Raw genomic sequence first — 21,870 nt, forward strand, 5'->3', positions numbered from 1 at the left:
TAGTATACAACACTTATGTCCTGGTTGTGGATGGGTAAATAAGGGCAATTGAAATGAGTTGCCGCATAAAAAAGAAGAAGGAAAACTTCTTTTTTGAAGCACGATTATATGGTATACTGTCTGATGCCCGGATCTTGCAAATGCGGGTGAGCTGTTAAGTGTTTACAATCAAATATTGTTAAACCGATCAAGCTGTTATTTCTACTGCAAAGAAAACAAACAGAAGGTGGTCGAAGAAATGGAAACAGGAGCATATCGGGTATTGTTGTACTATAAATACGTACACATTGAAGACCCAGAAACATTTGCTGCCGAACATTTGGAGTTTTGTAAGGAATTGGGATTGAAAGGCCGTATTTTAATCGGCGAAGAAGGCATCAACGGTACATGTTCCGGTACGATTGAACAGACGGATGCTTATATGGAGAAGATGCATAGCGATGAACGCTTCAAAGATCTTTGGTTCAAGATCGATGAAACAGATGGACATGCGTTCAAGAAGATGCACGTCCGCTATCGTCAGGAAATTGTAAACCTGAGCTTGGAGGAAGACATCAACCCGTTGGAATTGACTGGCGAATATTTGAAGCCTGAAGAATTCCTGGAGCGGATGCAAGACGAAAACACGATTGTGTTGGATACGAGAAATGATTACGAGTATGATCTTGGTCATTTCAGAGGCGCTATTCGACCGGATGTTGAGACATTCCGTGACCTTCCGCAATGGGTCCAAGAAAACAGGGAAATGTTTGAAGGGAAGAAAGTTCTTGCGTACTGTACAGGCGGAATCAGATGTGAGAAGTTCACAGGCTGGATGAAGCGTGAAGGTTTCGAGGACGTTGCCCATCTACAGGGCGGAATTGTCACTTACGGCAAAGATCCAGTAGCGAAAGGCCAGCTTTGGGACGGTCAATGCTACGTATTCGACGAAAGGATTGCGGTTCCGATCAATCAAGTTGAACATGTCATCGTTGGTCGCGATCATTTTGACGGTTCACCTTGCGAGAGATATGTGAACTGTGCCAATCCTGAGTGCAATGCAAAAATATTATGCTCAGAAGAAAATGAGCATTTCTATATGCGCAGCTGTTCGGACGAATGCCGAACACATCCGCGCAACCGCTATTTTGTTGAACAGAATTTGACGGTGGATGAATTCAACAACAGAATTGAAGCGATTGCAGCTAAACGCAACGAGGCAACTGCTGCTCTATAATAAATTATTTACGCTTGGGTGTGGTATTACGCCCGAGCGTTTTTTATTCAGAGTAATTTTGGGTGATTTTTGGAGTATTAAAAAACATTGGAATGGACTTTATATGGCTTACGGCAAACGGTAAATGGTATACTACTATCAGTGAAAAGATATTGGAGGAACTGCAGTATGGAATGGAAAAATATTTATCGCGGCTTCCTGATGGGAATCAGCGACTTGATTCCGGGAGTGAGCGGGGGGACAATCGCGTTCATTCTTGGTATATATGATCGATTATTAGTTGCAATCAGCGGCTTTTTCAGCCGTGAGTGGAAAAAGCATATCGGCTTTTTACTACCGTTAGGCATCGGCGTCGGCTTGACATTGTTGCTCTTCAGCAGGGTCATCGACTTCTTGTTGAAAGAATACCCCCAACCTACGCAATTTTTCTTTTTGGGCCTGATTATCGGTGTCGTGCCGTACATTTCAAGGCAGGCGGGTGTCAGGAAGAACTTTAAAATCGGCCATTTCATCCTCTTGCTGCTAGTCGGTGCCGCTTTGGCTGCAACAGTATTCATCAAGCCGGCAGAAACGGGAACCATTACAACGTTAACCTTACAGAACACGGTCGGATTGTTTTTGGCAGGATGGGCAGGAAGCATGGCGATGCTGTTGCCGGGCGTGAGCGGTTCGTTTGTTTTACTGCTGCTCGGTGTTTACTCGACGGCAATTAATGCACTTTCCACCTTTAACATTCCAATCATCATCGTTATAGGGGCTGGAGTCATTGTTGGCTTCATTATTAGCAGCAAGGCAATCCATTATTTATTAAATAAATTCACTCATGCCATGTTTGCAATCATTATCGGCTTGATCATCGGTTCGATATTTGTCATTTACCCGGGCATCCCTGAAAGCGGGACGCCGTTTGTAATGAGCGTCATCGCTCTCATCACCGGTTTGCTCGTTGCAAATATATTCAATGCAATTAGCCCATCTGCTAAATGAATGCAGTGACGATAATGATCCAGGAAATGTGGATGAAGATAACGATTGTATAGATGATCAATGCAACAATGAGTAGATTTCTTACTATTACTGACGGCTTCATGTATTTCATAAATAGGAAGAGTATAATTGGAAGACTTGACTTCATCAAATAGAATGCAATGATATTTATATCGTACAGGGAACGGACTAATGGATTCGCTTCTTCAATATGACCGTAACGGATGCCGAAATCAGTAAAGATTGCATCGATCATGCATAGGCAAAATAGAAGAAAGCACGTATTTAATAACCTGTCCTTAGATGTTGGCATCGCCTTGACCGTCTCCATATGTATCACTCCTGACATAATTGGCGTATATCCCCTAGGATATGGAGGGGTTGGCCGATTTATTCAATGGAGCTACAGAAGATTTTGCGGTCATATATAAATATTGATTTGCGGCAAGAAAAATGCCAACGATAGGAGAAATCCTTTCGTTGGCATTTTTTAATCTCAATTGCTTGTAACTTCTTGTTTAACCAATACATCGTCCATTGATATGCCGAGTGCAGCAGCCACGCCTGCGCCATAAGCGGGATCTGCTTGGTAACAGTGGCGGATATGGCGGTATTTGATTTCATTTGGGGCATCGCCAAGGTTGCGGGCGGTATTACCGAATAATAATTCCTTCTGTTCATCGTCCATCAAATTAAACAGCTTGCCCGGTTGCGTGAAGTAATCATCGTCATCCTGACGGAAATCCCAGTGTGCTGCATCGTCATAGATTTTAAGCGGCGGCTCTTTGAAATCAGGCTGTTCTCTCCATTCTCCGAAGCTGTTCGGTTCATAGGAAGTTCTGCTGCCGTGGTTGCCATCCACTCGCATCGCGCCATCCCGATGGAAGCTATGGAACGGGCATTTTGGAGCGTTGACCGGAATCTGATGATGGTTAACGCCGAGGCGATAACGCTGGGCGTCACCATAAGAGAATAGTCGTGCCTGCAACATTTTATCAGGTGAGAAGCCGATGCCCGGTACGATCGCTGCTGGTGTAAACGCGGCTTGTTCCACTTCTGCAAAGTAGTTATCCGGATTACGGTTCAATTCGAATTCGCCAACCTCGATAAGAGGGAAGTCGCCTTTATACCAGACTTTCGTCAAGTCGAACGGGTTATAAGGCATATTCAATGCCTGCTCTTCAGTCATCACTTGGATATACATTTTCCATTTCGGGAAGTTGCAGTTATCGATGCTCTCTAATAAATCCCGTTGGTGAGATTCACGGTCCACGCCGATCAATTCAGTTGCCTGCTCGTCCGTCAAATTCTCAATCCCTTGCTGGGAACGGAAATGGAACTTCACCCATACACGCTCATTATTTGCATTGATCATGCTGTAAGTATGGCTGCCAAAACCGTGCATATGGCGATATGTCTTCGGAATTCCACGTTCACTCATGACGATTGTTACTTGGTGCAGAGCTTCAGGAAGGGAAGTCCAAAAATCCCAGTTGTTTGTCGCACTTCTCATGTTCGTACGTGGATCCCTTTTAACAGCATGGTTCAAGTCAGGGAATTGAAGGGGGTCTCTAAAGAAGAAGACCGGTGTATTGTTTCCAACAAGATCCCAGTTACCTTCTTCCGTATAAAACTTAAGCGCGAATCCACGGATGTCACGCTCAGCATCAGCAGCGCCTCGTTCGCCTGCAACTGTTGAAAAACGGGCGAACATATCCGTCTTTTTGCCGACCTCAGAGAACAACTTCGCTCTTGTGTATTGCGTAATATCATTTGTCACCGTGAAAGTTCCATAAGCACCTGATCCTTTTGCATGCATGCGTCGTTCAGGAATGACTTCACGGTCGAAATGCGCTAGTTTTTCAATCAACCAAACATCCTGCAAAAGTACAGGCCCACGAGGCCCCGCAGTCATCGAGTTTTGGTTGTCCACTACAGGTGCCCCAGCAGCGGTCGTCAGTCTCTTTTGAGAATGATTATCATTACTTGTCATTGATAATGCCTCCTTTAATTCCTCATCTACTATACTTCCTTTTCAATATAGCATAGCCTGTACGTAGAATCTACAGTTAATTATAATGATTATTTATAAATAACTTATATTGAGTAATTGTTATTATTCTTAACTGAAAGTACCGAAGAAATTGAAGGTTTTATCAATAAATCGTGACAGAGGTCTGTATGTTAAACCCATTCTCCAACGGATTGCCCCATCTTTACTTCGGAATTCACCGGAATTGTCGGTCGGAAGGAACCGTTATTCTCTAAAAATAAAATGACAGTTGATCCAAATGAGAAGTAGCCGAACTCCTCGCCTTTATTACAAGAAGTGCTGGAATTCAAAATATGGATGCTATTTACATTCAAAGCTCCAACTTTAATCATTGCCATCCTGCCATGGGTCGTCATAAGATCAGAAATGATTCGGTAGTTTGTCGCAAAAGGCTGGTTGCCTAGCCGTAAACCAAGATCGTTTACGGGAAAGGAAGTGGTCCCGAGCGCATATCTCGATATAATTTCACCGTCGTATGGATAATGGAAATGGTGATAATGACTCGGTGAGAGATAAAAAATATAAAAGAAACCACCTTTAAATGGAATTGCTCTCTTTTCATCTCCCAAAACCTGGTTTATACTATATAGATGGTTCTTAATCATAAACGTCTGATTCATACCAATCGCTCCGAATTCTGTGACAACACCATCAACCGGGGAAATTAGGGTATTGGGGCGACTGTCGATTGGCCGTGAACCCTTTTTCAAATTGCGCGTAAAATAAGCTTGAAGGCTATCATACTGATCGATTGGAAATTCTGCTTCCTCTTCGTTAATACGATATGTCTTCGCAAACGGTTTGATGAGTCTCCGACTTAGGCGTGAGCTGGCAATTGTTTTTAATAAAGTGGAAGATGCGGGATGTCCGCTTAATTCGACAAAGCGTTTAAATACTATTTTTTTCAATTCAACCGTCTCCTATGTTTTTTGATTAGTAGTTTAGCAGGATAACAATACTGGAGGTATCGTCATGTTTTCATCTAGATACTTAGATTATACGAAAATAAAAGGCCAAGTGGCGAATGCAATCACAATTACAAACTTGAGCTTTGGAATCATCGCTATCATTCTTATCGCCCGGGATCTTGGCCATATGAGTCTGGTGTTTATTTTCCTTGCAGCTCTTTTCGACCGTTTCGATGGCATGGCAGCACGGCATTTTCATTCTGAATCGTTGTTTGGCAAAGAACTAGATTCATTAAGTGATATTGTATCATTCGGGGTAGCTCCTGCGCTTTTAATCTATATGACTGATTTATCCTCGATGCTTTGGGTAGGAATTGCAGCAACTGTCTTTTACATCGCCGCTGGAGCCATCCGTCTCGCTCGCTACAATGTGAAGGAGTTCGACGGTTCCTTTTATGGGTTGCCGATTACTGCAGCTGGTGTTGTGTTGACATTGTCATATTTTCTGAGTCCTTATATCGGACCTCCATTTTTCGTTATTATCATGGTCGTCCTCGGCTTGGCAATGGTGAGCAATGTTAGAATCGCAAAGGTTTAATCCTCTCGTCTCCGTTGTACGAAATTAATGGATTTTAATAAGTATCAAAACCCTTGGAGATCAAGGGTTTTTTCTTGTGCCTTGCTTCAATGAAGTTTACTTGATATCAAAAGACCATGGTCAAAACCATGGTCAATAAATTTACATACTCATATTTTGATTTGGTTTTTGAACAGTGCCTTCATTCTATTTGGGGACACTAATTCACGTATGAATTGGTGTCTCTTTTTGAGTTTTTCTTCGAAGTATTCGACTCGATAGGGTAAGGCAAACTTTACTCGAAAGAATTTGGAGACTTATGGTAAAATTAATTTGAATGTTACGAAAGGATTGTGCAATTAAAAGAATGACAGGATATCTTGGAAACGGAATGGAAAAGTTGTTTTTCCATTAAGGACTGTTCGTTAATAGGAATTTATGAAAATCAACTTGATATGTACCATTTCGATAAGTAGCTCATCCTTAACTCAATCGAGCTATTTTCAATAGAAATCACATGAGATCATGGGGGGTGTATCTTGGAATTTCTCATAATGTTTTTGAGTATCTGGGTTTGTAGCTTTGCGATAGGTCGGAGTTTCAGTCGCTATTCCAAAACATACTGGAAAAAATGATTTAGTGATTTCTTTTGCACAGTCCTTAATTATCACGATAATCTTGGTTTTAATTCTGTAATTCTCCTTGCTGGTTCAATTAAAGTACGGTGCAGGTTGGCAATTTAAGCATTAGGAAGGATGGTGATTATGTTTAGAAAGACAATACTATTGGCATTTTCTATATTAGTTCTTTATGGGTGTGTTGACGAATCAAATACAAGAACAAACGAAAATTTCGAAAAAAAATCCATGGAATGACCATGTGAATATTACTGTAGAGAAAGCTATTGAAATTTCGCTGGATCAAGCGAAGCTGATGGTCATAGATCGGTAACGTTATGGGAAAAAATGAGTGTTTACTTCTTCAAGAAATTGATGAACTCACACAAAAAAATAGTGAGCAGAATAATAAATGAGGGGAAGTAAATGTGTGGGGGGGTATCCGATGAAAAAACTTACCATACTTCTTTTAGTATTAACAATCGTTGGGTGCAGTCAACAAGGCGTTGGTAATAATTCTGCACTTACTTTCTATGAGCGGATAGATGATACTTCTTTTTATTTAATGAAAGAGAGAAAAGATGAAGGTGCTATACAAGATATTATAAATTTTCTTTCGAATATTGAGTGGGAAAGCAATAGAATAAAAGCGTTGAATAAAGAACCGAACTATCGATTGATCATTAAAGAAAATGATTCAGAAATTGGGAATGTTGAGTTTGATGTTTGGATATCTTCCGACGGCAATGCATTGGAAATAATAAATCGAAACACTGACAAATATATTCAATTGTCTAAAGAGGAATCATCGTTCTTATATAATAAAATATCTGGAAAAGAACTTTAAAAGCACTTTAAAAGATTTTTGTACTGCTGACGGTACTTTACTTGAAGATCGTCAGCTGCTGAAATGCGATTTATTTATTAGGAGCATCTGTTGCTTGGAGTGCAGGCGCTCGACTCCTGCGGGAAAAGCATGAGTCTTGAGACCCCGCAGGGAAAGCCGTTACGAAGAACGGCTTTTGCGACCAAAAGCGAAGCGCTGGGAGCACCCCACGAGGAGGATCAAGCCATGCCCGCGGAAAGCGAGCGCCGGAACGGAAAGCAGCAGTGTTAACAGAACTACTGCACCTTTAATTCATTCAAGGAGCAGAAAATTAGTAAAATACCCGACTACAGGCAAGAAAGCGACCGCCTCAATCGGAAATCCTGTGAGTATATATATAAGTATTTCAATTGGTGACTTGTCCAAATGTCTGTTATTCTATAAGAAAGCATCTATATTGAAAGTGTTAGTTGTCAATGAAATACATAGCCGCGATGAAGAACGGTTGTTACTGGAGTAAGAAAGGTGAAAAAGCGCCGAAAATTGGTGCTTTTTTCTTTGATTAATAAAGAGAGGTGAGTCCGATCGAAAAAATTAATTCCGTCTTATCTACCTATTTCGGATTTTCTTCCTTCCGCACCGGTCAAGAAAGAGCCATCCGAAACGTGCTTGATGGAAAAGATACACTATGCGTCATGCCTACAGGCGGCGGTAAGTCCATCTGCTATCAAGTTCCTGCGCTAGTCATGGAAGGCACAGTACTTGTCGTATCCCCATTGATTTCATTGATGAAAGACCAAGTGGATGCCTTGCATCAAATCGACATACCAGCAGCGTACATCAATAGTACATTATCAACGGAAGAGTATTTCGGGACGGTTGAAAATGCACTAGGAGGAATGTATCGTCTGCTTTATGTAGCTCCTGAGCGATTTGAATCTCCTTCATTTATTCAGCAGATCAGTAAAATGGATATCCCGATGATCGCCATCGACGAGGCACACTGTATCTCCCAATGGGGGCATGATTTCAGGCCGAGTTACCGGATGTTGAGCAAAGTCATATCTTCCTTTGAACGAAAACCGGTCGTTTTGGCTTTGACGGCTACTGCAACGCCTGCCGTCCGGGAAGATATTTGCGGCCAATTGCATATTGAACAGGAAAACACAATAATGACTGGCTTTGAGAGAAGCAACCTCACTTTTTCTGTCATCAAAGGGCAGGACAGAGACAAATTCGTCAAGGACTATGTCAAAAAGAATGATGGTGAGGCGGGTATTATTTATGCCGCCACCCGTAAAGCAGTTGACCAGATCCATGCCACGTTAGAACGAAGCGGAGTCGCTGTTGCGAAATATCATGCTGGACTCTCGGATGGTGTAAGGCAAGCGGAACAGGACCGGTTCCTCATGGATGAGGCGACGATCATGGTAGCGACGAATGCATTTGGGATGGGAATAGATAAAAGTAACATCCGTTATGTAATCCATTATCAAATGCCGAAAAACATGGAAAGTTATTATCAGGAAGCAGGCCGTGCGGGAAGGGATGGACTGGATAGTGAGTGCACCGTTTTATTCTCTTCGCAGGACGTAATCACGCAACGGTTCCTCATTGATCAATCGCAGGATCAAAATCGAATTCCCGCCGAGCTTGAAAAGCTGCAGTCGATGATCGACTACTGCCATACTGAATCATGTCTTCAAAAATTTATCATTTCATATTTCGGGGAGACGGACGTTCAGGATTGCGGCCGTTGCGCAAATTGTACAGACACCCGTGAACGATTTGAAGTGACAGTTGATGTGCAGAAGGTGCTGTCCTGCGTTATACGAATGGGGCAGCGATTCGGCAAAACGATGATTGCGCAAGTTCTGACAGGCTCGCGGAATAAAAAAGTGTTGGAGTTCGGGTTTGATAAATTGACGACATATGGTCTGATGAAAGAAAGGAATGCGAAAGACATTTCCGATTTCATTGAATTCATCATCTCCGAAAACTATCTCGGTGTGGAAAACGGTCAGTTCCCGATCATTTATGTCACCGAACAAGGAAAAGATGTATTGACTGGTAAAATAAAGGTATTTAGAAAAGGAACCGTCGAAACAAAGCAGATTGCAAAAGACGATCCTTTATTCAACCAGTTGCGTGCACTTCGCATGAAGCTTGCTCAAGAAGCAGGAGTACCTCCGTTCGTCGTCTTTTCGGATAAGTCATTGCGTGATATGGCGGCAAAAATGCCAGTTACGGAAGAAGAGTTTTTGGAAGTGAACGGCGTTGGGGCGGCGAAGCTCGAGCGTTATGGAGATGCGTTCATGGAAGAAATAATAGCGTTTTCTGCTCAAACGAGTGAGTAAATGTAAAACAGGTGAAGGGGAATCGTAAAATGCGATTACCTTCACCTGTTTTTTAAATATTTACATTTGGCACTTCTCGTTTATCCCCATAGAGTTCTCATTACAGATCATTATGTTCTCATTACTCCATGGAAAGTTCTCATTCTAAGTCAAAAAGTTCTCGTTCCGGGCTATGAAGTTCTCATTTATATTTGAAGAGTTCTCGTTTATGGCGATCAGTTCTGTAATGAAATCGCTTCGCTCATAATTTCAGGTTCCTTTTTCCTGCATACAGACACGAGCAAATAGACGATCGGCGTATCCAAGACGGCAATGATGAGTTTAAAGACATATTGGCTAGCGATCATGCCTAACAAAGCACCTATCGGCATCGTTCCCGCAAAAGCGATTGTTATGAAAATCGTCGTATCGACGAGTTGGCTTGCCATCGTTGATACATTGTTCCGAACCCATAACTTTTTCGTACCATGCCTTCTTTTCAATCTATCGAATATGGTGACATCCAGGTTCTGGCTGATAAGGTACGCAGCTAAGCTTGCGATTGTCACGCGGAAGCCCGCTTTGAAAATCGTTTCGAAAGCTTCCTGATGTTCATAGAAAGAGGCTGCCGGCAAATGAATTGCGATCCAAATGAAGGCGATCGCGAAAAGCTGTGCGATGAAGCCGGTCTGAACCGTCTTCCTTGCAGCTTCTTTTCCATAGGCCTCCGTCAATACATCCAATATCGGATACGTGCAAACATAGATGATGGCAGCTGCCGGTATTACGATCCAATCGCCGATGCTCATCAGCTTGACCGCCACGATATTCGATAAAATTAACAGGCCGACAAAAATCCCGCTTAAATAATAACGCATTTCATTGTTTCCCCCTCAACGGTTATCAATCTTTTCGGGATACATATCATGGTTCATCATTCGATGTTCCGCCATTTTTTCGTATTTCGTGCCTGGTTTCCCGTAATTGCAGTAAGGGTCGATGGAAAGTCCGCCACGCGGAGTGAACTTGCCCCATACTTCAATATAGCGTGGATCGATGAGCTTAATCAGATCATTCATGATGATGTTGACACAGTCCTCGTGGAAGTCCCCGTGATTGCGGAAGCTGAACAGATACAGCTTCAATGATTTACTTTCGACCAATTTCTTATCCGGCACGAAACTGATATACATCGTTGCGAAGTCCGGCTGTCCTGTCATCGGACAAAGTGATGTGAATTCGGGGCAGTTGAATTTGACGAAGAAATCTCGTTCCGTATGCATATTATCGACGGATTCCAAAATGGTAGGGTCATACTCGTAGGCGTATTTTGTATTTTGATTCCCTAGCAAAGTTAAATCCGTTAATGTGTTTTCATCTCTTCCAGCCAATTAAAAAACCTCCATGAGTATAGTTGTCAGGGAGGGGCCATAGAGAACAGAAAAAAAGCCATGTCGCGTAAATGGACATGGCAAAATTTCCGTCATCCATAGTTTTTTATAGAGGGTCGCTATGAACCTCTCCCGAACAGGGTTATTCATTTCGTGTAAGACTTTAACCTATCAAGGCTGCTCTGTCAATAGCAGACTCTTTTTCATTCCGAGAATCGTATAAACGGCTACGCTTAATAGGATGATGCCAGTGAGCATGAACCCGCCCTTGAAGCTCAGATCCAAATAGCCGATGAGACTGGAGCCTGCGACGACCCCGATGGAAAAGAATGCATAGAAATAGCCATAAGCCTTCCCACGGAATTCCGGTGACGATGAATCAATGAGCAAAGAATTGATGGAAGGGAAAAGAAATGCAAAACCTATTCCGTACAATGTCATTGCCAAGTACAGGAGCTGCAATTCTGAAACTTGACTAAGGAATAGCATGCTGAACCCCATCATCGAGATGCCGAAAGCCAATGTGATCATCGGACGCACTTTGTCGAAAATTCGGTTGACCGGCAACAGGAATATTAGGATGGCGACGACGCCGAACGTGCTGAGCAGCATGCCCGTCGCTTTCGTATCAAATCCGAGGGCCTCCACTTTTAAAGGAAGGACCAAAGCCAATACACCTTGTGAGAACATAAGGAAAAAGGCGCCTGCGAAAGCACGGACCATGCCGGGATGCTTGAACAAATACCGGACTCTGAAATGCTTTGCTTCTTTTGTTCTTTGCTTTTTTTCAACTGAAACAGATCGTAAAACAAAAAATGCAGCGATCGCAAGGATGAACATAATGACGCCGTTAACTGTCATAATGAATGGAGCACCCGTTTTTGAAGCGACAATGCCGCTATAGGCAGGACCGATGATTGCCGCCATTCCTACAAAGGCGCCCGAAATGGCTACACTTCGGCCACGTTTTGATTCTTCGGCACGATTGGCGAGGAATGTAAAGGCAGCAGGGACGATTAGCCCTTCCATGAAGCCATGGACGAAGCGAATCCCGAGAAGGGAAGCAGGTCCTATTGCGAAGGAATAAAGAAGCAGAGAAATACCTGATGCAAATAATCCGATAAGCAGAATAGCGAACGGTCCTCTACGGTCCGTCATAAATCCGGAAATGACATTCCCGATGGTATTGGAAAATGAATACATTCCGACAGCCAGCCCCGTCATGAACGATGAAGCACCTAAGGACAAAGCAAAAGGGCTCATGATAGGAAGTTGTGAAAATAAATCAAAGAAGGAAAAAAAGACGATTATATAGACGAAAGCACGCATTTGGAATCCTCATTTCATAAAATTGACTCATATTCTACTTTACCATGGATGCCGGAATAGGCAAAAGGACAGCTTGTGAACAAAAGAATAATTAGCCAAAATTGTGGCGAAACGATAAAATGAGAGAATACTTGCAAAGAGAGGGATGGTCATAGTGGACACGAAAATCAGAATTGGCATCGCCGGATACGGAAATTTGGGCAAAGGGGTCGAGTCGGCAATTGCTCAAAACGATGATCTGGAGCTCGTTGGCGTATTCACCCGTAGAGAACCGGGAGACTTGAGAGTGAATAGCGGTGCACCTGTTTTGCGTTTGAATGAAATCGAAGAATATGTGGATGATATTGACGTACTGATCTTATGTGGGGGTTCGAAAGATGATCTTCCTGAACAAGGACCTGCGCTTTCGAAGCTGTTCAATACGGTCGATAGCTTTGATACACACGCAAACATTCCCGAATACTTTGAAGCGGTAGATGAATCGGCTAGACCGAATGGTAAAACGGCTATCATTTCCGTAGGATGGGATCCAGGACTATTTTCCATCAACAGACTTTATGGAGAATCGATTCTTCCTGAGGGTGCAACGTATACGTTCTGGGGGAAAGGGTTGAGTCAAGGACATTCCGATGCTGTCAGAAGGATCGAGGGGGTCAAAGGGGCAGTTCAATATACAATTCCTGTTGAATCGGCAGTCGAACAGGTACGCAACGGATCACAGCCGGAACTGACGACGCGCGACAAGCATACACGTGAATGCTATGTTGTATTGGAAGAAGGTGCCACCGAAGCTGAAGTGGAGCAAGCGATCGTGACGATGCCTAATTACTTTACAGATTATGATACGACAGTCCATTTCATAACTGAGCAGCAATTGAAAGAAGAACATAGCGCAATGCCTCACGGCGGTTTTGTCATCCGCAGTGGGAAAACCGGCGCTGCAAACAATCAGGTTATGGAATTTTCATTGAAATTGGACAGCAATCCGGAATTCACATCTAGCGTACTTGTCGCTTATGCGAGGGCAGCTTACAGGTTGAATGAAAAAGGGGATATAGGCGCAAAAACCGTGCTTGACGTTGCCCCAGGACTGCTTTCTCCGAAGAGTGCCGCACAACTTCGCAAAGAAATATTGTAATTGTGAAAGCACTTCCATTGTTGCTATCTTTCATCTATACTGAATTTGAAGTTTTTTTAGGAGGTCGAAATACATGTCAAAGATGGATGATACGTTACTCATGCTGAAAGACTTGACGGACGCGAAGGGGATTCCCGGCAATGAACGTGAACCGCGTGAAGTCATGAAGAAATATATCGAGCCATACGCTGATGAAATTGAATACGATGGACTCGGGTCTTTGATTGCCAAAAAAAGCGGCGATGCAAATGGACCGAAAGTGATGGTGGCAGGCCACTTGGATGAAGTCGGCTTCATGGTGACGAAAATTGACGATAAAGGATTCATTTCCTTCCAGCCGGTCGGCGGATGGTGGTCGCAAGTCATGCTTGCCCAACGAGTGACGATCGTTACGCGTAAAGGGGGCACTTTGACGGGCATCATCGGATCGAAGCCTCCTCATATCCTATCTGCGGAAGCCCGGAAAAAGCCGGTGGACATTAAAGACATGTTCATCGATATCGGAGCTGAATCAAAGAAGGAAGCGATGGAATGGGGCGTTCTGCCCGGCGATATGATCGTTCCGTATTTCGAATTCACGGTCATGAACAATGATAAATACTTGCTTGCGAAAGCATGGGATAACCGAATTGGCTGTGCAATTGCAATTGACGTCCTGAAAGCGCTGAAAGGTGAAAATCACCCGAATATCGTATTCGGCGTCGGAGCGGTGCAAGAGGAAATCGGCTTGCGCGGTGCAAAAACGGCTGCTGCAAAAGTGAATCCGGATATCGGCTTTGCAGTTGACGTAGGCGTTGCGGGAGATACGCCAGGCGTCACTTCAAAGGAATCGACAAGCAAAATGGGCGACGGGCCTCAAATCCTTCTCTATGATGCATCGATGGTTTCCCATAAAGGTTTGCGTGATCTTGTCGTCGATACGGCAGAAGAACACGGCATCCCATACCAATTCGAAGCAATTCCGGGCGGGGGAACAGATGCAGGTTCCATCCATGTTAGCGGAAACGGCGTGCCGTCTCTTGCCATTTGCGTCGCAACTCGCTACATCCATTCCCATGCTGCGATGCTGCACCGGAATGATTACGAAAACGCGGTTAAATTGATTGTGGAAGTAATCAAGAAGCTCGACCGCGACACAGTTGATAAAATCATTTTTGAATAAGGAATGTTAGGAAAGATCGTGCCTGCTAGAGGCGCGGTCTTTTTTTATACATTAATTTGTGAATAAATGCATATCGATAAATTTTTATCTAATGAATAAAAAACCAATAGTAAAGCATACTTCTGACTGACTAACTATTTTTTATTAGCTCATAATAATTCAATTGACTTTATAAATATGCAGACATATAATGGAACATACAAACCATATTCAGGATGGAGATGATCATTTTGGTGAAAATGCATATATCCACATTAAAAACAGCGAAAAAAATTGAAGGTCAGCTAAAAGGCCGTGATCTGTTGACGTTATTGGATTATACGAGTGAAGAAATCGATTATTTATTGCAAAAAGCGTTGGTAATGAAGAAAGAAGCAATCGCAGGGAAAATTCCCCCCATACTGCAAGGGAAGACACTTGGCATGATTTTCGAAAAACATTCCACACGTACTAGGATTTCATTCGAAGTCGGCATGGTGCAGCTTGGCGGCCATGCGATGTATATGAATGCGAATGATCTTCAAATCGGGCGCGGAGAATCGGTGCATGATACCGGAAAAGTTTTATCTGGGTACTTGGACGCTGTCATGATCCGGGCAAACTCCCATGAAATGGTGGAGGAGCTGGCGAAGCATTCAACAATCCCCGTCATCAATGGACTTACGGATATGTATCATCCATGCCAGGCGCTTGCGGATTTATTGACGATGATTGAAGTGAAAGGGTCTATTGCCGGCAAGAAACTCACTTATGTAGGCGACGGAAATAATGTTGCCCATTCGTTGGTCATTGGGGCGGCGAGTATGGGGATGCATGTAGCGGTCGCAACGCCTAAAGGGTATGAGTTCAATTCCGACCTCTTTGTGAAAGCTGAAAAAATTGCTGCGGCGAATGGCGGATCCGTCATGCAGACGAACAATCCTATTGAAGCGGTGGGAAATGCAGATGTCGTCTATACGGATGTCTGGGCAAGCATGGGTCAGGAGGAAGAGGCCGCTGCGCGTCTTGAAGCATTTAAAGGGTTCCAAATAAACGATCAGCTTGTTGCAAATGCAAAGAAAGACTATTTGTTTTTACATTGCTTGCCGGCCCACCGCGAAGAAGAGGTTGCGACTTCCGTCATTGACGGTCCCAATTCATATGTTTTTCAGCAGGCGGAGAATAGATTGCATGCACAGAAAGCCGTACTAGCGGCACTGTTATAGGCACCAACGTAAAAAGCCACTCCAAATAATGGGTGGCTTTTAACGTTCTTTATGAACCCGCAGAGAATGCTTGTGCAAGTTCACCGCTGATTTTCGATTTTTCCTGTTCATCGGCATTGACCCACAGTTTTTCAAAAAATACACCTAGACCTGGCAGTAAATGTTCTTCGCCTCGCTGTAATGCATCCTCGACAACGCTTCGTATATCGGTCGCCGAGTTATTCGACATATTAGCGGCGATGGCGTCACGAATTTGAAAATTCATCTTATCATCCTCCTGCCATCATTTTGTACACATTGATCGCCAACTATACGGACATTTGTTACACTAGAAGAAAAAGGATGTCGCACAATACATGAAAAGAATCGAATCAACGCAAAACGCGCTCGTAAAACATTGGAAAAAGCTTGTAACGTCTAAGAAGGATCGCGATAAATCTGAAGAATTCCTCGTTGAAGGCTTCCATCTCGTCGAAGAGGCTATGAAGAAGGAAGGGACAATCCTTCATTTAATTGTTAGGGAGGATTTGGAACTTCCTGCTAGTTGGAAAACCGATAATCTACAACTTATCCAAGTGACAAAGGCGGTTGCAAAAGAACTGGTCGAGACGGAGCAGTCACAAGGAATATTTGCTCATTGCCGTCAGTCGGAACATTCAGGTGAGGAAGCTGACAGCTGGAAGAAGCTTTTATTCATCGATGCTGTACAGGATCCGGGAAATATCGGAACAATGATCCGGACTGCGGATGCTGCTGGAATGGATGCAGTTATCCTTGGGCAAGGTTCAGCGGATCCATTCAACCCAAAAACAGTGCGTTCTGCTCAAGGCTCACATTTCCATATCCCTGTCGTGAAAGGGGAGCTCGGTGAATGGATTGACCGGGCAAAGTCGGCCGGCATCAAAGTCATCGGAACGGGTTTGCACAACGCCGTCGATCATTTCACTGTAAGTCCGTTGAGTGAATTTGCGCTCATCGTTGGAAATGAAGGAAGTGGAGTTGCCGCCGAATACTTATCGAAAGCTGATACAATCGTGAAAATTCCGCTGTACGGAAAAGCTGAATCATTGAATGTCGCCATTGCCGCGGGCATCCTGCTTTATACGTACGGAAAACAATGATATCGATGTTGATGAACAAACCGAAATCGGGTATAGTAAAGTTGTATATAACTTTCGAATGGCTATGACCGGGAAAAGTAGACAGTATGAAACCGACAGGAAATCGGCGCCTAGACTGAGAGCGCGGATAGGCGAAACACTGTTGAAGTTCACCCCGCGAGCTGCCGCTTGGACCAGTGCAAACTGTAAAGGCGTGCCGGTAGAGGACCGTTATTCCAAATGAAGTGATTATGCGTTCTGCATAATAATCAGGGTGGTACCGCGAACTCGTCCTCGTCCCTTTTTGGGGGCGGGGTTTTTTTATTTTGAAAGGAGAATGACAATGGAGCAACAATTGCAGCAATTGAAAGAAGAAGCGTTGACGAAAATCCAGGAAGCATCGACTGTCAAAGAATTAAATGACGTCCGTGTCGCTTACCTAGGCAAGAAAGGTCCCATTACCGATTTATTGAAAGGGATGGGGAAGCTGCCAGCTGAAGAACGTCCTAAAATGGGGGCGCTCGTCAACGTCGTCCGTGAATCGGTGACGGAATCACTGGAAGCGAAAATGATGAAGCTGGAAGAAGAGGCAATCAATGCGCAATTGGAAAAAGAAGCGATAGACGTCACCTTGCCTGGCCGTCCGGCTCCAACGGGCAATCATCATCCATTGACACGCGTCGTTGAAGAAATTGAAGACTTCTTCATCAGCATGGGCTATGAAATCGCAGAAGGCCCCGAAGTGGAAAAGGATTACTACAACTTTGAAGCGCTCAATTTGCCGAAAGGGCATCCTGCTCGAGATATGCAGGATTCCTTCTATATTTCCGAGGAAATTCTTCTTCGTACACATACTTCGCCGGTACAAGCAAGAACAATGGAGGCGAAAGGCGGAAGTGCCATTAAAATTATCTGCCCTGGCAAAGTGTATCGCCGGGATAATGACGATGCCACGCACTCCCATCAATTCACGCAAATCGAAGGACTCGTTGTAGGAGAAGATATTCGTATGAGCGACTTGAAAGGGACGCTCGACCTGTTCGCCAAGAAAATGTTCGGTGCCGAACGTGAAATCCGTTTGCGCCCTAGCTTCTTCCCATTCACGGAACCATCCGTCGAAATGGACATTTCCTGCTTCAAATGCGGCGGGGACGGCTGTAATGTCTGTAAAAAGACAGGATGGATCGAAATTTTAGGCGCAGGAATGGTGCATCCGAATGTACTGAAGATGGCGGGCTACGACCCTTCAGTCGTAACAGGATTCGCATTCGGTATGGGACCTGAGCGGATTGCGATGCTGAAATATGGAGTGGAAGATATCCGTCATTTCTATACGAATGACGTGCGTTTCATATCACAATTCCATCGGACGGAAGCTTAAGGAGGAGATTAGATGTTAGTATCAACGAAATGGCTAAATGAGTACGTCAACATAAATGGGATCAATCCTGCAGACTTAGCGGAAAGAATTACACGTTCAGGCATCGAGGTGGATTCCATCATCGATCGTTCGCTTGGAATGACGAATGTCGTTGTCGGACACGTGGTGGAGTGCGTGAAGCATCCGGAAGCAGATAAATTGAACATCTGCCAAGTGGATGTCGGGGATGAGACAACACAGATCATTTGTGGGGCGCCGAATGTCGCACAAGGACAAAAAGTGATCGTTGCGCGGCCAGGAGCGGTTCTCCCAGGTGATTTTAAGATTAAAAAAGCGAAACTGCGCGGCGAAGAATCGAATGGCATGATCTGTTCGTTGCAAGAGCTTGGAATTGAAGGGAAACTTGTTCCGAAGGCTTACGCGGAGGGCATTTATGTGTTGCCTGAAGACGCGGTGCCGGGTGAAAACGCTCTTCCATTGCTTGGCTTGGACGACACAGTGCTCGAATTCGATTTGACTCCGAACCGCTCAGATGCGCTAAGCATGTTAGGTGTCGCTTATGAAGTCAGCGCAATTTTATCCCAAGGGATTGCGCTTCCGGAGATTGATTATCCTACGGCTTCGGAAAAAGCGGAAGATTTGCTGAAGCTACGTGTAGATGCAACCGTCGTCAATCCGATGTACGTAGCGAAAGTCGTAAAGAATATTAAAGTGGCGGAGTCCCCATTATGGCTGCAAAATGCGTTGATGGCTTCAGGCGTCCGCCCTCATAATAATGTTGTTGATATTACAAATTACGTCTTACTGGAGTATGGCCAGCCGTTGCATGCATTCGACTATGACCGTCTTGAGACGGGCGAAATCGTTGTTCGTCATGCCGAAAAGGGCGAAGTGATGACGACGTTGGATGATGTTGAACGGAAATTGAACTCGCATAACCTTGTCATTACGAATGGAAAGGAGCCTGTAGCTCTAGCCGGCGTCATGGGTGGAGCGAATTCGGAGGTTCATGACGGAACAACAACTGTCGTCATTGAATCCGCTTATTTCGCACCTTCATCTGTTCGTCGCACTTCTAAAGAAGTCGGACTTCGAAGCGATGCGAGCACACGCTTTGAAAAAGGCGTCGATCCGAACCGGGTTCAGGAAGCGGCAGAACGTGCAGCGCAACTTATGGCTGAGCTGGCAGGCGGGGAAGTCCTTGCGGGATCAGTCATCTTTGATGAACTTGATAAAACGGCAGAACGCATTACAATTTCACCGGATTACATCAATAGCCGACTCGGCATGAAAATATCGATGGATGAAATGCTCACCATTTTGGAGCGTCTCCGTATTCCTACGCAGGCGATCAATGGACAGCTGGTCATTGATGCGCCGACACGCAGGCAGGATTTGAAGATCAGGGAAGATATTATAGAGGAAATTGCACGTATGCACGGATACGATGAAATTCCGAAAACACTCCCTGTATCCGAATCGACACCGGGCGGTTTGACACCGTATCAGGCGAAGCGCCGGATTGTCCGCCAGTTCCTTGAAGGGGCGGGGCTTTATCAGGCAGTCACGTATTCATTGACATCGAAGGCGCAGGCGCAGGCGTTTGCTTTGGAGACGGCTCCGGTAACGGAATTGCTGATGCCGATGAGCGAGGACCGGAGCGTACTTCGTCAAAGCTTGATCCCTCATCTATTGGAGGCGGCTACGTATAACGTCGCGCGTCGCATCGATTCAGTTGCACTTTACGAAACAGGCTCTGTCTTCCTCGGTGAAGAAGAAGATGGCCTTCCTCGTGAAGTGGAACATGTGTCGGCGGTGTTGACAGGCAAATGGGTCGATCATGCTTGGCAAGCGGAGACGAAGAAAGTTGATTTTTACGTAGTCAAAGGAATTGTAGAAGGCATGATGGATCTTCTAGGTCTGCTCGAGGGCTTGTCGTTTGAAAAAGCAGTAATCGATGGCATGCATCCGGGACGGACGGCTGCTGTTCTATTGGACGGAGAACGGATTGGCATGATTGGCCAAATCCATCCGACAGAGCAAAAGAAGCGTGATTTGAAAGAGACATATGTAATGGAATTGAATCTTGAAAGAATCCTATCTGCCGAAACGGATGAGCTTCTATATGTTCCGGTTCCGCGTTACCCATCCATTTCACGGGATATAGCACTCGTTGTTGCGAGCGGAACTTCAGCAGGAATGTTGGAGACGATCATCCGTAACGCGGGAGGCAAACTGTTGAAAGATGTGAAGCTGTTCGATTTATACGAAGGCGACAAGGTAGAGGAAGGCAAGAAATCACTTGCGTTCTCAATGACCTATTTCGACCCTGAACGAACATTGACAGACGAGGAAATCGTCAAAGCGCATGAAAAGGTATTGAAAGCATTAACCGAAGAAGCAGACGCACAGCTTCGCGGATAAAACGAAAGACCGCTTATGGGGAATGTATCTCCATAAGCGGTCTTTTTGTTTAACTATGGCAAGAGTCTAAATGGATTTGCTAAGAAATTAGCTTCGCGCTCAAGAATTCGTCTTCGTGCTCAAGAAATGTCTTCCGCGCTCAAGAATGCGTCCTCGGCGCTCAAGAAATCATCCTCGCGCTCAAGAAGTCGTCCTCCACGCTCAAGAAGTGACTCTTCGCGCTCAAGAATCCGCCCGCCGCGCTCAAGAAGGCACCCATGCCCTAAAACAATCACCTTTTCATCGCCGCAATTTTTTTCGCCTTCTGTGCATTGGCAAAATGCCATTTCGTCATCGATTTCAGAGCGGCTTCTCCATCTTTCAATAAAATCTTTGCCGCAGCTTCATCCACACCGCGTCCTGCGCCTTTAGGGAGCGTTACTCCGGCTTTCGCACTCAATCGATCCATCTCTTCCAAAAACGCAACCCTTGCAATAATAGACGCAGCAGCAACTGCTACATGCAATCCTTCCGCTTTCGTCGAAAATAAGACATTTTCCCGAACGATTTCCGGCTCGCTTTTTATATGGTTATAATAAATGCCACGTTCCGCAAACTGGTCGATCAGAATATAATCAGGCTTTTCATCATTCATTTTACGCAACACATGCTTCAATGCCTGATTATGAAGCAACGCCTTAATTTTGCCTTGCGACCATCCCTTTGCCTGCACCTCGTTATACTTCTCATTCGTTAAAGTGAGGACGCTATGGATAAGAGTCTCTTGCAAATCAGGGGCAATCCTCCGCATCAAATCATCGGTCAACTGCTTTGAATCCCTGACACCCAACTCACGCACTAGTTCGATTTGATCTGAACTGACGAAACATGCAGCAACCGTAACGGGACCGAAGAAGTCCCCCGTACCTGTTTCGTCAGATCCAATGACGGAAAGCTCGGAGAAATGCTCGGGCAAAGTTTCACCTTTTACGCTTGTTTTCATAGGAGATGCCTGCTTATCAACGATACCCCACAGAGCAGCTTCCCGAAGTGCACCTCCACCTTGAAACAGTACTTTGCCAGATTTATATGCAGTAATCGCCGTATCCGGCAGCTTTGCCGCAAAAACAACGCCAGGTGCATTTCGTGTAACTTTTAGGGCAGCGTAATGGTCTATTAATTTTTCCAACTTGGCTTTTTCCAATTGAAGAACACTTTGGCTCATATATATCGTCCCTTCC

19 protein-coding genes, 1 riboswitch and 1 other annotated feature are annotated in these 21,870 nt (G+C 44.6%); of the genes, 11 read left to right on the forward strand and 8 right to left on the reverse strand.

What is annotated here, in order from left to right; all coding sequences use genetic code 11:
* The first annotated feature begins 238 nt into the window (after positions 1-238).
* Together M3191_RS14785 and M3191_RS14790 are read left to right on the forward strand one after the other, a co-directional pair.
* Positions 239-1,216 (forward strand): rhodanese-related sulfurtransferase, encoded by a 978-nt coding sequence (locus tag M3191_RS14785; RefSeq protein ID WP_251701145.1) that lies wholly within the window; start codon positions 239-241, stop codon positions 1,214-1,216.
* Between the two features lie 168 nt (positions 1,217-1,384).
* Positions 1,385-2,203 (forward strand): DUF368 domain-containing protein, encoded by an 819-nt coding sequence (locus tag M3191_RS14790; protein WP_251701146.1) that lies wholly within the window; start codon positions 1,385-1,387, stop codon positions 2,201-2,203.
* Here the strand turns inward: M3191_RS14790 and M3191_RS14795 are convergent.
* The 3 genes from M3191_RS14795 to M3191_RS14805 form a co-directional block, all read right to left on the reverse strand.
* On the reverse strand, positions 2,196-2,534 hold the full coding sequence (locus M3191_RS14795; protein WP_251701147.1) for a DUF5658 family protein: 339 nt from the start codon (positions 2,532-2,534) through the stop codon (positions 2,196-2,198). The two genes, M3191_RS14790 and M3191_RS14795, sit on opposite strands and share 8 nt — an antisense overlap.
* A gap of 165 nt (positions 2,535-2,699) precedes the next feature.
* Positions 2,700-4,196 (reverse strand): catalase, encoded by a 1,497-nt coding sequence (locus tag M3191_RS14800; RefSeq protein ID WP_251701148.1) that lies wholly within the window; start codon positions 4,194-4,196, stop codon positions 2,700-2,702.
* A 191-nt stretch (positions 4,197-4,387) separates the two neighbouring features.
* A complete protein-coding gene (locus M3191_RS14805) occupies positions 4,388-5,164 on the reverse strand; it encodes a phosphatidylserine decarboxylase (protein ID WP_251701149.1) in 777 nt (258 codons plus the stop codon).
* Between the two features lie 64 nt (positions 5,165-5,228).
* Here M3191_RS14805 and pssA point away from each other — a divergent pair, with 64 nt between their 5' ends.
* The 3 genes from pssA to recQ all read left to right on the forward strand — a co-directional run bounded on the left by pssA (position 5,229) and on the right by recQ (position 9,541).
* Positions 5,229-5,762 carry a CDP-diacylglycerol--serine O-phosphatidyltransferase gene (gene pssA / locus M3191_RS14810; RefSeq protein WP_251701150.1) on the forward strand — a complete coding sequence of 178 codons (534 nt, stop codon included), beginning with the start codon at positions 5,229-5,231 and terminating at the stop codon, positions 5,760-5,762.
* A 1,041-nt stretch (positions 5,763-6,803) separates the two neighbouring features.
* Positions 6,804-7,205, forward strand: a complete 402-nt coding sequence (locus M3191_RS14815) for a hypothetical protein (protein WP_251701151.1) — start codon at positions 6,804-6,806, stop codon at positions 7,203-7,205.
* A 554-nt stretch (positions 7,206-7,759) separates the two neighbouring features.
* A complete protein-coding gene (gene recQ, locus M3191_RS14820) occupies positions 7,760-9,541 on the forward strand; it encodes a DNA helicase RecQ (RefSeq protein ID WP_353056536.1) in 1,782 nt (593 codons plus the stop codon).
* A gap of 215 nt (positions 9,542-9,756) precedes the next feature.
* On the opposite strand, the gene M3191_RS14825 is transcribed toward recQ, so the two are convergent.
* The 3 genes from M3191_RS14825 to M3191_RS14835 form a co-directional block, all read right to left on the reverse strand.
* A complete protein-coding gene (locus M3191_RS14825; RefSeq protein WP_251701152.1) occupies positions 9,757-10,398 on the reverse strand; it encodes a queuosine precursor transporter in 642 nt (213 codons plus the stop codon).
* Between the two features lie 15 nt (positions 10,399-10,413).
* A complete protein-coding gene (gene queF, locus M3191_RS14830; RefSeq protein WP_251694215.1) occupies positions 10,414-10,911 on the reverse strand; it encodes a preQ(1) synthase in 498 nt (165 codons plus the stop codon).
* Positions 10,912-11,003: 92 nt separating this feature from the next.
* A riboswitch (PreQ1 riboswitch) is annotated at positions 11,004-11,047 on the reverse strand.
* Between the two features lie 35 nt (positions 11,048-11,082).
* The gene (locus M3191_RS14835) at positions 11,083-12,240 is read right to left on the reverse strand and encodes an MFS transporter (RefSeq protein ID WP_251701153.1); all 1,158 of its coding nucleotides are present in this window, start codon (positions 12,238-12,240) and stop codon (positions 11,083-11,085) included.
* A 145-nt stretch (positions 12,241-12,385) separates the two neighbouring features.
* Here M3191_RS14835 and M3191_RS14840 point away from each other — a divergent pair, with 145 nt between their 5' ends.
* The 3 genes from M3191_RS14840 to argF all read left to right on the forward strand — a co-directional run bounded on the left by M3191_RS14840 (position 12,386) and on the right by argF (position 15,745).
* Positions 12,386-13,378 carry a diaminopimelate dehydrogenase gene (locus tag M3191_RS14840; protein WP_251701154.1) on the forward strand — a complete coding sequence of 331 codons (993 nt, stop codon included), beginning with the start codon at positions 12,386-12,388 and terminating at the stop codon, positions 13,376-13,378.
* A gap of 73 nt (positions 13,379-13,451) precedes the next feature.
* Complete coding sequence (locus tag M3191_RS14845; protein ID WP_251701155.1) at positions 13,452-14,540, forward strand: M42 family metallopeptidase; 1,089 nt, start codon at positions 13,452-13,454, stop codon at positions 14,538-14,540.
* A 239-nt stretch (positions 14,541-14,779) separates the two neighbouring features.
* Positions 14,780-15,745, forward strand: coding sequence for an ornithine carbamoyltransferase (argF, locus tag M3191_RS14850; RefSeq protein ID WP_251701173.1), 966 nt, complete (start codon positions 14,780-14,782; stop codon positions 15,743-15,745).
* Between the two features lie 49 nt (positions 15,746-15,794).
* On the opposite strand, the gene sspI is transcribed toward argF, so the two are convergent.
* Positions 15,795-16,010, reverse strand: coding sequence for a small acid-soluble spore protein SspI (gene sspI / locus M3191_RS14855; protein ID WP_251694219.1), 216 nt, complete (start codon positions 16,008-16,010; stop codon positions 15,795-15,797).
* A gap of 91 nt (positions 16,011-16,101) precedes the next feature.
* Between sspI and M3191_RS14860 the strand changes: the two genes are divergently transcribed.
* From M3191_RS14860 to pheT, 3 genes are all read left to right on the forward strand, one after another.
* Positions 16,102-16,866, forward strand: coding sequence for a TrmH family RNA methyltransferase (locus tag M3191_RS14860; protein WP_251701156.1), 765 nt, complete (start codon positions 16,102-16,104; stop codon positions 16,864-16,866).
* Positions 16,867-16,921: 55 nt separating this feature from the next.
* Positions 16,922-17,150, forward strand: a binding site (T-box leader).
* A gap of 38 nt (positions 17,151-17,188) precedes the next feature.
* Positions 17,189-18,226, forward strand: a complete 1,038-nt coding sequence (pheS, locus tag M3191_RS14865) for a phenylalanine--tRNA ligase subunit alpha (RefSeq protein ID WP_251701157.1) — start codon at positions 17,189-17,191, stop codon at positions 18,224-18,226.
* A 12-nt stretch (positions 18,227-18,238) separates the two neighbouring features.
* Positions 18,239-20,650, forward strand: coding sequence for a phenylalanine--tRNA ligase subunit beta (gene pheT, locus M3191_RS14870; RefSeq protein WP_251701158.1), 2,412 nt, complete (start codon positions 18,239-18,241; stop codon positions 20,648-20,650).
* A 271-nt stretch (positions 20,651-20,921) separates the two neighbouring features.
* Here pheT and rnhC read toward each other — a convergent pair whose 3' ends face one another.
* A complete protein-coding gene (gene rnhC / locus M3191_RS14875) occupies positions 20,922-21,854 on the reverse strand; it encodes a ribonuclease HIII (protein WP_251701174.1) in 933 nt (310 codons plus the stop codon).
* Between the last annotated feature and the right edge of the window lie 16 nt (positions 21,855-21,870).

Source organism: Sporosarcina luteola (genome assembly GCF_023715535.1).
GTDB classification, from domain to species: domain Bacteria; phylum Bacillota; class Bacilli; order Bacillales_A; family Planococcaceae; genus Sporosarcina; species Sporosarcina luteola_B.

What these genes read in the sequence shown, in the direction of transcription:
- pssA (WP_251701150.1), top strand. Translation starts at nt 5,229, where the DNA reads ATGTTTTCATCTAGATACTTAGATTATACGAAAATAAAAGGCCAAGTG.
- M3191_RS14825 (WP_251701152.1), bottom strand. Translation starts at nt 10,398, where the DNA reads ATGCGTTATTATTTAAGCGGGATTTTTGTCGGCCTGTTAATTTTATCG.
- M3191_RS14795 (WP_251701147.1), bottom strand. Translation starts at nt 2,534, where the DNA reads ATGGAGACGGTCAAGGCGATGCCAACATCTAAGGACAGGTTATTAAAT.
- M3191_RS14790 (WP_251701146.1), top strand. Translation starts at nt 1,385, where the DNA reads ATGGAATGGAAAAATATTTATCGCGGCTTCCTGATGGGAATCAGCGAC.
- rnhC (WP_251701174.1), bottom strand. Translation starts at nt 21,854, where the DNA reads ATGAGCCAAAGTGTTCTTCAATTGGAAAAAGCCAAGTTGGAAAAATTA.
- sspI (WP_251694219.1), bottom strand. Translation starts at nt 16,010, where the DNA reads ATGAATTTTCAAATTCGTGACGCCATCGCCGCTAATATGTCGAATAAC.
- pheT (WP_251701158.1), top strand. Translation starts at nt 18,239, where the DNA reads ATGTTAGTATCAACGAAATGGCTAAATGAGTACGTCAACATAAATGGG.
- M3191_RS14860 (WP_251701156.1), top strand. Translation starts at nt 16,102, where the DNA reads ATGAAAAGAATCGAATCAACGCAAAACGCGCTCGTAAAACATTGGAAA.
- M3191_RS14840 (WP_251701154.1), top strand. Translation starts at nt 12,386, where the DNA reads ATGGTCATAGTGGACACGAAAATCAGAATTGGCATCGCCGGATACGGA.
- M3191_RS14845 (WP_251701155.1), top strand. Translation starts at nt 13,452, where the DNA reads ATGTCAAAGATGGATGATACGTTACTCATGCTGAAAGACTTGACGGAC.
- M3191_RS14835 (WP_251701153.1), bottom strand. Translation starts at nt 12,240, where the DNA reads ATGCGTGCTTTCGTCTATATAATCGTCTTTTTTTCCTTCTTTGATTTA.
- M3191_RS14785 (WP_251701145.1), top strand. Translation starts at nt 239, where the DNA reads ATGGAAACAGGAGCATATCGGGTATTGTTGTACTATAAATACGTACAC.
- argF (WP_251701173.1), top strand. Translation starts at nt 14,780, where the DNA reads ATGCATATATCCACATTAAAAACAGCGAAAAAAATTGAAGGTCAGCTA.
- M3191_RS14815 (WP_251701151.1), top strand. Translation starts at nt 6,804, where the DNA reads ATGAAAAAACTTACCATACTTCTTTTAGTATTAACAATCGTTGGGTGC.
- M3191_RS14800 (WP_251701148.1), bottom strand. Translation starts at nt 4,196, where the DNA reads ATGACAAGTAATGATAATCATTCTCAAAAGAGACTGACGACCGCTGCT.
- pheS (WP_251701157.1), top strand. Translation starts at nt 17,189, where the DNA reads ATGGAGCAACAATTGCAGCAATTGAAAGAAGAAGCGTTGACGAAAATC.